This window comes from Ferruginibacter sp. (assembly GCF_049840995.1).
In the GTDB taxonomy this organism is placed as follows: Bacteria; Bacteroidota; Bacteroidia; order Chitinophagales; family Chitinophagaceae; genus Ferruginibacter.
Map to the genome: position 1 here is coordinate 1,822,017 of NZ_JASGIP010000003.1, position 14,715 is coordinate 1,836,731.

General features: G+C 42.8%; 10 protein-coding genes and 1 riboswitch. Of the genes, 5 read left to right on the forward strand and 5 right to left on the reverse strand.

Annotated elements, in window-relative coordinates; genetic code table 11:
- Window positions 1-145: 145 nt before the first annotated feature.
- From QM738_RS09645 to QM738_RS09660, 4 genes are all read right to left on the reverse strand, one after another.
- Window positions 146-1,078, reverse strand: a complete 933-nt coding sequence (locus QM738_RS09645; RefSeq protein WP_462276480.1) for a DUF6607 family protein — start codon at window positions 1,076-1,078, stop codon at window positions 146-148.
- A 138-nt stretch (window positions 1,079-1,216) separates the two neighbouring features.
- Complete coding sequence (locus QM738_RS09650) at window positions 1,217-2,278, reverse strand: HmuY family protein (RefSeq protein ID WP_462276481.1); 1,062 nt, start codon at window positions 2,276-2,278, stop codon at window positions 1,217-1,219.
- 37 nt (window positions 2,279-2,315) lie between these two features.
- On the reverse strand, window positions 2,316-4,364 hold the full coding sequence (locus QM738_RS09655) for a TonB-dependent receptor plug domain-containing protein (RefSeq protein WP_462276482.1): 2,049 nt from the start codon (window positions 4,362-4,364) through the stop codon (window positions 2,316-2,318).
- Between the two features lie 777 nt (window positions 4,365-5,141).
- Entirely contained in the window at window positions 5,142-5,654 is a 513-nt protein-coding gene (locus tag QM738_RS09660; RefSeq protein ID WP_462276483.1) for a ferritin, read from the reverse strand.
- 201 nt (window positions 5,655-5,855) lie between these two features.
- A riboswitch (cobalamin riboswitch) is annotated at window positions 5,856-6,076 on the forward strand.
- Between the two features lie 103 nt (window positions 6,077-6,179).
- On the opposite strand from QM738_RS09660, the gene QM738_RS09665 reads away from it, so the two are divergent.
- The 3 genes from QM738_RS09665 to QM738_RS09675 all read left to right on the forward strand — a co-directional run bounded on the left by QM738_RS09665 (window position 6,180) and on the right by QM738_RS09675 (window position 10,353).
- Entirely contained in the window at window positions 6,180-7,151 is a 972-nt protein-coding gene (locus QM738_RS09665) for a ribonucleoside-diphosphate reductase small subunit (protein ID WP_462276484.1), read from the forward strand.
- A 122-nt stretch (window positions 7,152-7,273) separates the two neighbouring features.
- On the forward strand, window positions 7,274-9,667 hold the full coding sequence (locus QM738_RS09670) for a ribonucleoside-diphosphate reductase subunit alpha (protein WP_462276485.1): 2,394 nt from the start codon (window positions 7,274-7,276) through the stop codon (window positions 9,665-9,667).
- Window positions 9,668-10,023: 356 nt separating this feature from the next.
- A complete protein-coding gene (locus QM738_RS09675) occupies window positions 10,024-10,353 on the forward strand; it encodes a DUF6686 family protein (protein ID WP_462276486.1) in 330 nt (109 codons plus the stop codon).
- A 54-nt stretch (window positions 10,354-10,407) separates the two neighbouring features.
- Here the strand turns inward: QM738_RS09675 and QM738_RS09680 are convergent, their stop codons facing one another.
- The gene (locus QM738_RS09680; protein ID WP_462276487.1) at window positions 10,408-11,295 is read right to left on the reverse strand and encodes a helix-turn-helix domain-containing protein; all 888 of its coding nucleotides are present in this window, start codon (window positions 11,293-11,295) and stop codon (window positions 10,408-10,410) included.
- Window positions 11,296-11,558: 263 nt separating this feature from the next.
- On the opposite strand from QM738_RS09680, the gene gyrB reads away from it, so the two are divergent.
- A complete protein-coding gene (gyrB, locus tag QM738_RS09685; RefSeq protein ID WP_462276488.1) occupies window positions 11,559-13,538 on the forward strand; it encodes a DNA topoisomerase (ATP-hydrolyzing) subunit B in 1,980 nt (659 codons plus the stop codon).
- 139 nt (window positions 13,539-13,677) lie between these two features.
- Window positions 13,678-14,523, forward strand: coding sequence for a DUF6515 family protein (locus QM738_RS09690; RefSeq protein WP_462276489.1), 846 nt, complete (start codon window positions 13,678-13,680; stop codon window positions 14,521-14,523).
- Window positions 14,524-14,715: the final 192 nt, after the last annotated feature.

Sequence of the window (14,715 nt, forward strand, 5' to 3'; positions counted from 1 at the left end):
AATATCCAGATCAACCAATCAATATCGGTGAAACCACGTTAAAATCATTCCAAAGAAGAACACGCCTTAGTTCAAGTTTAAAATTAGTACGTGAAAAGAGCATCCTATATGGATGCTCTTTCATTTATGGAATATGTTGCAGCAGTTATTTTACAGCTGCTGTTTTTTCTTCTGAGAGATATTTATCAAACGTTGCTTTTATTTTTTCATCTACCTGTACATCGGTGATCTTTTTATCAGCAAAGTCTTTTGCAATGGCAAATAGTAGATCGTGCATAGGTTTGCCACCGGCATCTTCTTTTAATTTTATTACCGCGTGTGTTTTGATATAGTCTTCCCATGCGGTACGCACTTTGGTCCAGTACACTTTATTTTTTTCCCAATAGTCTTTGGCTGCCTGGCAGGCCGATTCATTGATCTTTTTATAGGTGTTCAAGCCTTTTTCTTCGGTAAGCAGTTTATCGGTACCATCTGTTGCACGGATGATCTTTTGATTGTTCTGGTCGTGTATCCAGCCATCGGTATCGATGATGATGCGGTTCTGTCTTTTTAAAATATTATAATCGCTTCTTACAGAATACTCACGACGTGGTAGTGGAGCAAAAGCAGTGTTTTGCCAGGTGGGTTTGCCTTCAATATTCACCCAGTCGCCAAAGCCCTGGTAACGTGGCGCATCACTTACTTCCCATACAGTTTGTGTCCATTTGCCTTTTACCTGTTCTGGTTTTAATTGTTCCTTTACCCATGTTTTATCGCCTTTAAAATTATAGAGCACCGGGTTTTCGTAGGTCCATTCTTCCCGCCAGTGTTTTACAATAATAGAATCGGTAACCACCAGTAAATGTTGTAACACCAAACGTTTGTCGGTATTTACAACAGGAAAAATATATTCGGTACCGCCACTGATAGTTTCCCTGTCGTGGTATTTATAATTAGGGTCGGGCGAAAATGTTTCGGCATATTTAAATTCCACATCAAAGCAGCCGCAAAGGGATTCTACATTTTTTTTACCGGCCTGTTGCTGACCAAAAGAGGCAAGACTGATGCACAGGCTTATTACGAAGAAGGTTTTTTTCATCTGTTATAGTTTTTGTATCGCAAAACAATGACAGAATGATGACAATAGATTACGGTATCGGTAATTGGGTTTACGCAAAAAGAAAAAGCTGCCCTCCAACAGGTTGGAGGACAGCTTTATATCAGAGTGAAAAGAGACTTAGTTGATGAGGGTGTATTTGAAATCAGGTTTACCCCTTGTACCACCGTCAGAGCCTACGCCCATAGCAAGGCAACGTAATTTGTAATAATTGCCGGCAGCGTCCTTAATGATATAGAACCTATTGAGGATAGCGCCTGTTGCAGGTTGTGTGCTCCTCCAGGTGCTGCCGATGGTCCAGCGGCCGCTTACCATTGTTGTGTTGGCTACACTATCTTTATTGAATGCAGTAAAAGCATTACCGGCTACTGTAGCATCAGCATAAGTTTTAGTACCAACAGTTACACCGGCTAAATAGTTTACTGCTATCAGGTCGGAGAAGTTGTAAGGAACCATGCCGCCACCGAAATCGGTTTGATAAACAGAGTATCCCCAGGTAATATCCCATTTATCTTTTTCAGGGAAGCCACTTGATAAAACACCATTTTCAATTGATACTAATTTAAAATGATAGATATCATCTTTAGAGATCTGTAAAGTTTTAAAAGTTGTTTCCTGTATACCGGCGTATTGCAAAGTGTAGCCACCGCTGGTATTACGTAATACCCTCAGTTTAACCCATGCACGGGCAGGGATAGCGCCACCTATACCTCGGTTTAAGATGATCACTTTGTTATCTGCATCGGTTGCTGAAACAGCAGGAATAACAGTTTTGGTAAGATCACCTGCGATATCATCAAAATAAGCCAGGTCGCCGGGAGCCGGAGCAGTTTGGCTGGTTGCCAATGTTAAGCCAATAGTATCTGCAGCTACCACAGCAGTCAGATCATTTTTTGTCAACACTTTTGCACCCGCACTTGCAGTATTGTTTAAGATCACCCTGAAATCGCTGCCACAGTAAAAGCCAAGATCCCAGCTGGCACGGGCCAATGCAGTTTGTTTATCGGTGCTCAGATCAAGAAAAACTGAGTTCACTGCTGATGCTCCTCCGGTACCACCGTCAAGCTGCACCTGTGCACCGCTGGATGGCGGTACTACTATAATGGGGTCTTTATCTTTTTTGCAAGCCGTAAAAGTTCCGGCTATCACAGCCGCTGCCATCAATTTCTGTAAATGCTTCATAAAATTATTCGTTTGTTTTAGTTATTATGGTGATTGTTTATTTTCTATTCCATTGAAAAGTGAGTCCTAAAAAGTAAGAGCGGCCGTAGTTCAATGCCAACGGGCCGTTGGAGCTATGTACACCTGTGCTTACTGCAGTATTGTTTACGTTAGTAACATCAAAAAGATTCTTTATTCCACCAGTTGCAGTAATGAATTTATTAACGGTAGTAGTGATGGTAAAATCTGCCAGGTTATAAGCATCAGTTTTTGCTACATATATAATATCCTGGTTGCTGCTGTTGGTGCCGAAAGCAAAAGCAGGTTTTTTGCCTGAATATTTATAGAATAAGCCCAACCTGGTCTTAAGCTTTGTGATGTTGTAAATGATATTGCTGTTGACCTCCGGCGTCCATAAAAAATCGCGGCTGTCATCTTTGATATAACTCTTGTCATCATACAACCCATTGTAAAAACCTATGTATGAGAACCCAACGGTAGCTTCAAGATTTTTCCAGTTGATGGTATTTTCCAATGTAGCACCTGCAGATTTAGAGCGAAGTACATTAAAGTAAGTGTATACAGTTGCACCATTTACAGTGCTGCTTGCAAGATCTATCTGGTTATTGAAAATATTATAGAAACCACCCAGCACAGCACCAAAACGAACCTCATTTTTTTGTGCAGGCGCCCAGTTGAAAGAAGCATTAAAGCTGTTGGAGTGCTCTGCTTTTAAATTGGGGTTGCCATCAATATCATGGTTGGCATCATGAAAAGAAAAATATAACTCACGCAACGCAGGAGCACGGAAGCCATAAGCATAAGCGGCGCGAAAATCCAGCGTATTGCTTAATTTGAATTTAGTATTGATTGAAGGAATGGCTGGCGGCGCATCATAAACAGAATTTTTGATGAAACGCACTCCCGGACGGATATTGATCTTGTCGGTTGGTGCAATTTCTGCTGCTATAAACAAAGCATAATCTGTTATGGAAGGTGAACCTGCAACCCTGTCGCCACTTACTTTTTCGTAGTTGATATCAATGCCGGGTTGTATTGAAAATTTATCAGAGAACTGGTAGCTTAATGTATTGCGGAATACAAAACTTTTCAATTTGGAAATATCCTGTTCTCCGGCACCCGTAGTAAGCACTTCTGTGCCCGCCTGAAAATCGTGGCGCAATGTTTTTGTACGGCGTTCATAATCGGTATAAGAAAGAACGGAGCTTAACTGTGCTTTATCACTGATATGCCACTGGTTTTGCAACTGGTGCATGTAGCGGTTAGTGATGTAATATTTATCAATAGCCCTGTAATTAGCGAAATTAATAGCCTGCCTGTCTGATATGTCTTCATGTAATCCATCCAATCTGTAATATAAATTGATCTTTCCATTATTGTAACCCACTCTGCCATTACCAAACCATTGTTCTTTAGGTCTCCATAATTTACCTCTTCCATAATCATCACCACCAAAACCATCAAAATCATTGTGTGTACCGGCTGCAGAAAAATTCCATTTTTTTACAGAAGAAGTGATACCGATGTTCTGAATATGGGCGCCTTTATAACTGAATGGATAATATTCGCTACCCGCAGTTTCTTCCTGTGCTTTTGCAGTTACAGAAAGCGAGTGCCCGTTACCTTTTTTGGTAATGATATTGATCACACCGGCCAAAGCATCGGAACCATAGGATACGGACATAGGACCTTCAACTATTTCTATACGTTCAATGCTGTTAACATCTACCTGGTTAAGACTTTCTCTTGTATCTCCTCTATCTGGCATAGGCACACCATCCAGTAGTATCTTCACATTTCTGCCACTCATTGCCAAAAGCTGAACGCTGCTTGTACCTAATGTATTATCATTATTAAACCTGAAGCCAAGTTGATTATTCAATACCTGTTGAACATTGGTTGCGCCACTTAACGCAATGCGTTGTTGGTTTACAACACGTACCTGGTAAACAGATTTTTTTAAAGATTGTGCTTTAAACTGGCCGGTAACAATTACCTGTTCAAGTTGTTTGCTATTTGCAGTATCCTGCGCCAATAAGCCTTGTGAAACAAATAAGGCTAATAATACAGTGTAGTTTTTTTTCATGTTCTTCTGTTGCGGCTGCAAAGTTCCTCTACGGAAGAAGGAGTTTTATCACAGAATTGTAAAGAAGAATTCAATAAACCTATTTGACAATTTTGTGACAATCGCTTTGCTGCTTTCTTTTGCGGCGAAAGTAATTGCAGTAACAGTATTTACTGCTGCTGTAGAGGGAAAATGATTTACGCAAAAGGAAAATGAAAAGGTTTTCGCTGTTGTTGCGAAAACCTTTCAGTGGATCAATTGGTGCCGGTGCAAACAATCTTATGTATAATTATACTTTATAACCAACTGCTGCCAGATACCAAATAAATTATATTGTTTGACCGGGCTTAATATTTTTTAAAGGCGATACTTACAAACTGAATACAAATTAAAACAGTAATTGTTGAACCAAATTGTTAAAATAAAAAATAAACAATAAGATAATAATTGTTGTTGTATAACGGTGTCGCCTGTTTGCAATGTAAAGAAATTGCAATCGTATTTAATTCATTATAATAATCGGGAAAATGATTTACGGAAAAAGAAAACTGACGGGGGTGTGACAATACGAAAACTATATGATAGGGTGGGGAAGCATACTATTGCCTGCAGTAGATGTTATGATCGAAGAAGAGATGACCAGATCATGACCGGAAGTAGACCGAACGCAGTCCGAAGGATAACCGAAGGATGAAACAGGTTGCTGCTGCATTGCCGTTAAGTAAAACCCTGTACCGGGGCGTATAATAACCACAGTACAGGGCGTGCATTTGGTGCTATAAAAAATAAAGTGTTTGACTATCTTTTCTTACTGCCCCCGGCGTCCATCGTCATAATATCACGATCAAAAAGGTAAAGGCCGCTTTTATCATCGCCGATCATTTCCAGCTTATCATTGCATTCCCTGCCCAGCCTTTCTTCTTCCATTTGTTCCATTACATACCATTGCAGGAAATTATGGGTGGCATAATCTTTTTCTTTCAGGGCCAGATCCACCAGCTCGTTGATGCTGGCGCTTACCGCCAGTTCGTGCTTCATTAATTCTTCAAAAGCTTTTTTCAACGATACAAAAGTAAGTGTAGGTTGCTCCAGCTGTGGGATGATGGCAAAACCGCCCCTTTCATTGATAAAGTGCATCAGTTTAAGCATGTGCATACGCTCTTCGTCGCTGTGGCGGAAAAAGAATTCTGTAACGCCTTTCAGCCCCGGCTGTATCTCGGCCCAGCTGGCCATGGCCAGGTATGCCTGCGAGGATTGTGCTTCCATTAATACCTGCCTGTTGAGGGCATCCTGCATTGATTTTGATAACATGGTTCGAATAATTAAGGATGAGGAAATGAACGGGATAAAAGTAAAAAGATTTACCTGATTACTATAATTTAAATGCAAAGCCAACTACAAAATGCAGCTGCCCGGCCGCAAAATATTGCTGCCAAAGGGTTCTGATATATGACGAAAATGTTTTCAACATGCGGTGAATAACAACTTCGCCGTATTTTAATTTTAGGTTATTATTTTACAAAAGATTTTGGTTGACCCCGTAGTATTTTTTGCGGGGCATTAAAAGGGAACCAGGTGTACATCTTTTCAAAAAAATGGAATCCCGGACTATCCCCGTAGCTGTGAGCTTCAATAAGTTGTTTGATCTTCGAGCCACTGTCTCGCCTCGCAAAGACGGGAAGGCCTTAAACAATGAAGTAAGTCAGAAGACCTGCCATTATCAATTTTAGTAACAACGCTTTCGGGAGAAAGGCAAGATACTGATGGTTCAGCTGTTTAAAACGGCTCATCCCTTCAGCGCCCTACTTCTCTCCCGGCAGAAAACCTTTTTTCGCTATGGATCATACAGATGAAATACTATTGAAAGAGAACAAGGACCGTTTTGTGATCCTGCCGATCAATTATCCCAAAATATGGGAACAATATAAAAGACACGAGGCCAGCTTCTGGACCGCCGAGGAAATTGACCTGAGCGGCGATATGAAGGACTGGGACAGCCTGAATGATGGCGAGCGCCATTTCATCAGTCATGTGCTGGCGTTTTTTGCTGCAAGCGATGGTATCGTGAACGAGAACCTGGCGGTGAACTTTATGAGCGAAGTGCAACTGCCCGAAGCAAGGTGCTTTTACGGTTTCCAGATCATGATGGAGAATATCCACAGCGAAACCTATGCTTTGCTGATAGACACGTACATTAAAAATCCTGACGAAAAATATAAACTGTTCCATGCCATTGATACCATTCCTGCGGTAAAGAAAAAAGCAGAGTGGGCCTTGCGCTGGATCGACAACGGCAATTTTGCCGAAAGGCTGGTGGCTTTTGCAGCTGTGGAAGGTATATTCTTCAGCGGCAGCTTCTGCTCCATTTTCTGGTTAAAGAAAAGAGGACTGATGCCGGGCCTTACTTTCAGCAACGAGCTTATCAGCCGCGATGAAGGTTTGCACTGCGAATTTGCCTGCCTGCTGTACAAAATGCTGAAAAACCAATTAACACAGGAACAGGTACATAAAATTATTACCGATGCTGTAACGATAGAAAAAGAATTCATTACAGAAGCATTGCCGGTGGCTTTGATAGGTATGAACGCCAAACTGATGCAGCAATACATTGAGTTTGTTGCCGACAGGTGGTTGAGCGAACTGGGCTATGCTACGGTGTACAACACCACCAATCCATTTGATTTTATGGAGATGATCTCGCTGCAGGGCAAAACCAACTTCTTTGAAAAAAGAGTAGGCGATTACCAGAAAGCAGGGGTGATGGGAACGAAGGAAACGCAGTCGTTTTCATTGGAAGAAGACTTTTAAAAGTGAGTGGTGAGTAGTGAATGGTGAGTATTATCAAGAGCGCTGCATTACAGGGTTCTTCACTCACTACTGACAACTCACAACTGACAAGACAACGCACTAACCACTTAAATATAATAACGATGTATGTTATAAAGAGAAACGGAAAAGAAGAATCCGTTAAGTTTGATAAGGTAACCGCAAGAATAGAAAAATTATCCTATGGCCTCAGCCCGATCGTGAACGTAATAGACGTGGCTAAAAAGACCATTGAAGGTATCTATGCCGGTGTACCTACCACAGAACTGGATAACCTGGCTGCTGAAACCGCCGCTTCGTTAACCATTACACATCCTGATTACGCCATCCTTGCATCCAGGATCGCTGTAAGCAACCTGCATAAGAACACGGTAAAGAGTTTTTCTGCCACGATGAAAAAACTCTACCATTATGTAGATGCTACAACCGGAAAAAAATTACCGCTGATCGCCGATGATGTGATGCAGATCATTGACGACAATGCTGACCTGCTGGACAGTACCATTATTTATGACCGTGATTTTGCTTTTGATTATTTTGGTTTTAAAACACTGGAAAAATCTTACCTGCTGAAGGTAAACGGCAAAATTGCAGAGCGTCCGCAACACATGTACATGCGTGTGGCTGTCGGTATTCACAAGAACGATATTGAAAGCGTGATCAAAACCTATCACTTAATGAGTGAAAGATGGTTCACCCATGCTACACCTACTTTGTTCAATGCCGGTACGCCTAAGCCACAAATGAGTTCCTGCTTCTTGTTGACCATGAAGGAAGACAGCATTGATGGTATTTACGACACACTGAAACAAACCGCTAAGATTTCGCAGAGTGCAGGCGGTATTGGTTTAGCTATACACAATATCCGTGCAACCGGAAGCTATATTGGCGGTACCAATGGTACCAGCAATGGTATCATCCCGATGCTGCGTGTATTCAATGATACAGCGAGATATGTAGACCAGGGTGGTGGCAAACGCAAAGGCGCTTTTGCTATTTACTTAGAACCTTGGCATGCTGATATCTTTGAATTCCTGGACCTGAGAAAGAACCATGGTAAAGAAGAGATGCGTGCCAGGGACCTGTTCTTTGCTTTATGGAACAGTGACCTGTTCATGAAACGTGTGGAAGCCAATGAACAATGGAGTTTATTCTGCCCCAACGAAGCACCGGGCCTGAGCGAATGCTGGGGACCTGAATTTGAAAAATTATATGCGCAGTACGAAACAGAAGGAAGGGCCAGGAAAACGATCAAAGCACAAGACCTTTGGTTCAAGATACTGGAATCGCAGATTGAGACCGGCACACCTTATATGCTGTATAAAGATGCTGCCAACAGCAAGAGCAACCAGCAGAATTTGGGAACGATCAAGAGCAGCAACCTGTGCACCGAGATCATGGAATATACCAGTCCTGAAGAAGTAGCGGTTTGTAACTTAGCTTCGCTTGCGCTTCCCCGTTATGTGATCAACAATAGTTTTGATCACCAGAAATTATATGAAGTAACTTACCAGGTTACCAAAAACCTGAACGCTGTTATTGATAATAACTATTACCCAGTAGAGGAATCTAAAACCTCTAACCTGCGGCACCGCCCGGTAGGTTTGGGTGTGCAGGGACTGGCAGATGTGTTCATTATGCTGCGCCTGCCTTTTGAAAGCGACCTGGCAAAAATGCTGAACAAGAATATTTTTGAAACCATCTACTTTGCTGCCATGACTGCCAGCAAGGACCTTGCTAAAGAACATGGCGCTTACGAAACCTACGAAGGTTCACCGGTTTCAAAAGGTATCTTCCAGTTTGATATGTGGGGTGTAACACCTACCGATCGCTGGGACTGGGCTGCTTTAAAAGAAGAAGTGAAGCAATATGGTGTTAGAAATTCTTTATTAGTTGCGCCGATGCCTACCGCATCCACTTCGCAGATATTGGGCAATAACGAATGTTTTGAGCCTTATACCAGCAACATCTACACCAGGCGTGTACTGAGCGGCGAATTCATTATTGTGAACAAACATTTGCTGAAAGACCTGGTGCATTTAGGTTTGTGGAACAACAGCATGAAGAATAAGATCATTGCTGCCAATGGTTCGGTACAAAATATTGACGAGATCCCTGCGCATATCAAAGAACTGTACAAAACAGTTTGGGAGATCAAGCAACGTAACCTGATCGATATGGCTGCAGACAGGGGTGCTTATATCTGTCAATCACAATCGCTGAATTTGTTTGTTGATAGTCCTACTTCTTCCAAATTAACGTCCATGCATTTTTACGCCTGGAAAAAAGGTTTGAAGACCGGTATGTATTACCTGCGTTCGCAGGCGGCTACACAGGCGGTACAGTTTACGGTGGAAAAACAGGGTAGCAATGAAGTGGAACCTGTGATACCGAATGTGGAGCAGACAAAAGGCAACACGGTGATTGATGTGGAAGCTACTGAAGCAGACGGACCGGTTTGTACGATGCAGGATGGCTGTATCAGCTGCGGTTCTTAAGATAATTACGCAACGTTTTAAAGCAGTCAACTTTTAGTTGACTGCTTTTTTTTTACATGGTCTGACGCCCCCGTCTGACCATGTAAAAAAAGCACGGAGATTAGCTAAAAGTAATTTGTCTTTGCTTCGAAAGCTGTGAAAGGATGGGGCGCGGGCGGGTTTAAAAAAATCGCTTCTTCATTATGATCCGAAGGTACATGGTCAGACGGGGGCGTCAGACCATGTGCATGGTCAGACAGGGGCGTCGGACCATGCATTTGTAATAGTATTGTCAGTTTCCTTTTTGCGTAAACCGATTTCCTGATAGTGAAAGCAAGGCTGTTTTGTTTTTATCATTTTTGGTAAAATTTACAATTATGTGCAATTACCAAACCTGGTTTCATGATGATACAGTGGGCTACGTGGTGGAATGTAATCAATGCAATAAAATTCAAACGGGTTTTGGCAACCTGATGATCACTTTTACAACAGAAGATTTTGAGAACTTCAGGAATTACCTGCTCACGGCAGTGGAGCACCGGCAGCCATCTGCAGACCGGAAAATAAAATCCATTGTTATCCGCACGCCTTCGGAAGGTATCAGTTTTTTACTGAGCGAGGATGAACTGGCGGGCCTGCAGCAAATGATAGAGTATGCCGATACTGAAATGAAGGCCGCAGGTCTACTGAAATTGTTTAACGTATAAAATATGTGGAAGATATCCATCCGGGAGTTGTGTCTACATCTCCCTCCTGGTTTCTTAATGCAATAATAATTCGCAGGGCTTAATGCCGGTATGCTTTTTAAAAGCAGTGCTGAAGTGGGAGATGGAGGAATAACCCAGTAAGGAGGAAACTTCTGTTACACTCAAACCTTTATCGTACAATAAATATTTAGCGTGTTCCATTCTTTGTGTCTGATAAAAATCAAAGATGGTGGTACCAAATAATTCCTTGAATCCTTTTTTAAGATAACATTCGTTGATGGCCACTTTACGGCTCAGCGCCTTGATGGTGAGTGGTTCGCCGATATGCTGCAATAATATTTCCCTGGCACGGGTGATCTTTTCCCTGTCATCAGAATTTGCCAGGAACTTACAGGTGAATTTTTCTTCGGGGTCGCCCATCATACAATCCATGCTGTACAGCAGCAGGATCTGTGTTTGAGCATTCAGGAAGATATTTTCCAGGCTGTCGGTGTAAGTATGGTTCAACAGCGCTTCTATTGCCAGGCGTGTTTTACCGCACAAAGGAAGCGTTTTGCTGAAGGAGGTAGTATGCTGAAATGAAAGCACATTATCAGATAAGGTGGCGTTCTTTTTACCGCTGGCAAACTGTTTTAAATAGGAAGGTGAGAAAGTAAAACTGAGCACATCCACACTGTCCACTTTTTCAACGCAGGATTTAGAGGCGCTGAACTTACAGAAATCGCACTCGGTCTTCTTTTCACGACAGTATACATTGCCGCTTACGCAAAAGCGCAGCTGCAGGTAATTTTCATCGGGGTTGTTCTTTTCTACATGATAATTGATCATACCAATATCATCCATATTCCACTGCGGTTCCTTTGCGTAGCGCTTGATGGAATAGGTGACACTGCCCGGTACCTGCTTTTCCTTATGCATCAGTTGTTGCAACTGGCTGTGCATCAGGGGCTGTTTGTAGGCCAATTCTAATATGTCAATGTGTTCCGGCATCTTTGTATATGCAAATATAGTACTTATTACATTCTTTGTCAAATCGGGAAAAAGATGCGCCCTTTTTTTCCGCTTTTCGGTAATTGAAAAAGCTGTGGAAAAATTATAAGTAATTAACGTTTTGGAAGGTATTTTATACTGGGAAAAACGCCTTATTTTCAGTATATTTGCCGATAATCGTTTTTATAAAAAAATAAGGAGATATCCCCCCATTTATGAGCACAGAAACAGCAGAAATCACCGCCGCACAAAAAGCCAGTTATGGCGCCGACAGTATACAGGTTTTAGAAGGACTGGAGGCGGTGCGCAAGCGGCCTGCCATGTATATCGGAGACATTGGTATCAAGGGTTTGCATCACCTGGTGTACGAGGTGGTGGACAACTCCATTGATGAAGCCCTTGCCGGCCATTGCAAGAACATTACAGTAACTATCAATGAAGATAATTCTATCACTGTAGAAGATGACGGACGTGGTATCCCAACCGCCATGCACACCAAGGAAAAAAGAAGTGCGCTGGAAGTGGTAATGACCGTGCTGCATGCCGGTGGTAAATTCGATAAGGATTCGTATAAAGTATCGGGTGGTTTGCATGGTGTGGGTGTAAGTTGCGTGAACGCATTGAGCACCAAACTGCATGTAACCGTAAACCGCGATGGTAAAATATTTGAACAGGAATATGGTATCGGTATCCCAAAATACCCGGTTCGTGAAATTGGTACTTCTGATACGCATGGTACCAAGGTACAGTTCTGGCCCGACCTTACTATTTTTTCATCCGGTATTTATAACAAAGATATTTTAGAAGGCCGTTTAAGAGAACTGGCTTACCTGAACCGTAAGATCACCATCACCATTAACGACCTGAGGGAAAAAGAAGATGATGGCAGCACTTATACCAAAACTTTTTACAGCGAAGGTGGTATTTCTGAATTTGTGGAAATGATCGATAAGAATGCCAACCGTTTGTCACTGATACCAAGGGTGATCAATTGCGAAGGGCATGATGCCGGTACCAATGTGGCTGTGGAAGTAGCGATGGTGTACAATGCCGGTTACCAGGAACATATCTTCAGCTATGTAAACAATATCAACACCATTGAAGGGGGTACGCATGTGGCTGGTTTCCGCAGAAGTATCACCAGGGTGTTTAAAAGCTACGGCGAAAAACAGGGACTGTTTGAAAAAGCAAAAGTAGAAATTGAAGGGGATGACTTCCGGGAAGGGCTAACCGCAATTATATCGGTAAAAGTTCCCGAGCCGCAGTTTGAAGGACAAACCAAGACCAAGCTGGGTAATAACGAGGTAATGGGTGTGGTGGATGCCACTTTAAGCCGTGTGCTGGATGCTTACCTGGAAGAAAATCCTAAAGAGGCCAAGACCATTATACAGAAAGTGATACTGGCTGCACAGGCAAGGGCCGCAGCACGTAAGGCAAGGGAAATGGTGCAGCGCAAAAGTGTATTAACGGGCGGTGGCTTACCCGGTAAGCTGGCCGATTGCAGTGATAAAGATCCCGGAAGATGCGAACTGTTCCTGGTGGAAGGAGACTCGGCGGGTGGTACCGCCAAACAGGGCAGGGACAGGAGCTTCCAGGCTATCTTGCCTTTGCGTGGTAAGATATTGAACGTGGAAAAAGCAATGGAACATAAGATCTATGATAATGAAGAGATCAGGAATATGTTCACCGCACTGGGTGTTAAGATCGGTACGCCGGAAGACCCCAAGGCACTGGATACTTCCAAACTGCGTTATCATAAACTGATCATCATGACGGATGCGGATGTGGACGGTAGCCATATCGCCACATTGATACTGACCTTTATTTTCCGCTACATGAAGGAGCTGGTGGAACAGGGTTATGTATTCATTGCACAACCACCCCTATACCTGGTTAAAAAAGGAAAAGAACAGGAATACGCATGGACAGATGAAGAACGCAAAGGACTGATACAATTGTTTGGCCAGGGCAAAGACGAGAGTGTGAATACTCAGCGCTATAAAGGTTTGGGAGAGATGAATGCCGAGCAATTATGGGAAACCACTATGAACCCTTTAACAAGAACATTGAAACAGGTTACTATTGAAAGTGCTGCAGAAGCAGACCGTGTTTTCAGTATGTTAATGGGCGACGAGGTGCCACCCCGCAGGGAATTTATTGAAACGCATGCGAAATATGCCAAGATAGACGCATAATGGACAAAGCTATTTATGAAGCAGTCCCGCCCACCGGCGGGACTTTTTATTGAATTTTAATCTATTTGTTAAATAGTTTCTGTTTTAAAAAAGCCATGTAACTTTTAGGTAAATTTATCGTCTAGAAAAAAACAATTTTATGAAACGCAATACAAAACTACCCTTAACGATCTTCGTACTCGTATTGGCTTTGGCTATCAGTACCAGTGTTTCGGCACAGCGCCGTTACAATGACCGTGGCCGCCATTACGGTGGTTATTATTCTTACAATTACAGGCCGGTTCGTCCGTCTGTTTCTATTAACATTGGCAGGCCGCCGGTGTATCATTATGCAAGGCCTTATTACAGCAGGCCGGTATACAGGGCACCTTACTCTTATTCCTATGTGCATTTTGGCCCTGCATTCGGTTTCAGGATCAATATCCTGCCCGTGGGTTATTATCCTTTCTATATTGGCGCTAATCCTTATTACTATTACGATGGTGTGTACTATCGCCCTTACAGCGGTGGTGGATACGAAGTAACAGCTCCGCCACTGGGCGCTACTGTTAAGCACCTGCCTTCCGGCGCTAAAGTAACCGTGATAGATGGTGTGAAGTATTATGAACTGGGCGGGACTTTTTACCAGGAAGAGATCAGTGCAAAAAATAAGCTGAGCTACAGGGTGGTGGGTACGGATGGCGTGCTGAATACCGGCGCCGGTACCGAAGAAGATGCACCTGCTCCTCCTCCTCCTCCTGTAATTGATAACGATAATGATAACAGCCAGGCCACCACTAATGATAAAGTGATTCCAGCGCCGCAACCCACCAACACTACTCCAGAAGTGGGTACCAGGTTCGACAGGTTGCCGGAAGGCTCTAAAACCGTGATCCTGAAAAAGGAGAAATATTTTGTATCACCTGCCGGTGTTTATTACCAGGAAGTGATCGATGGCAATACCATCCGTTACGAAGTAACCGGTACTGCTGACCAGGAAAAATAATCCGGGCAATACAAAACGGCTTTTTAAGGCCCTGTGGGCAGAAAAGTTATTAAGATTTTAAATCACATAATTAGATAAAATTGAATGGGAGCCATCGGCTCCCATTTTAATTGACCAGTGTATCGTGGGCGGATCTTAGGAGGCGGATTTTTTTATAAAAGCCTGTAAGCAAAAGGGTTTACGGTCAAAAAG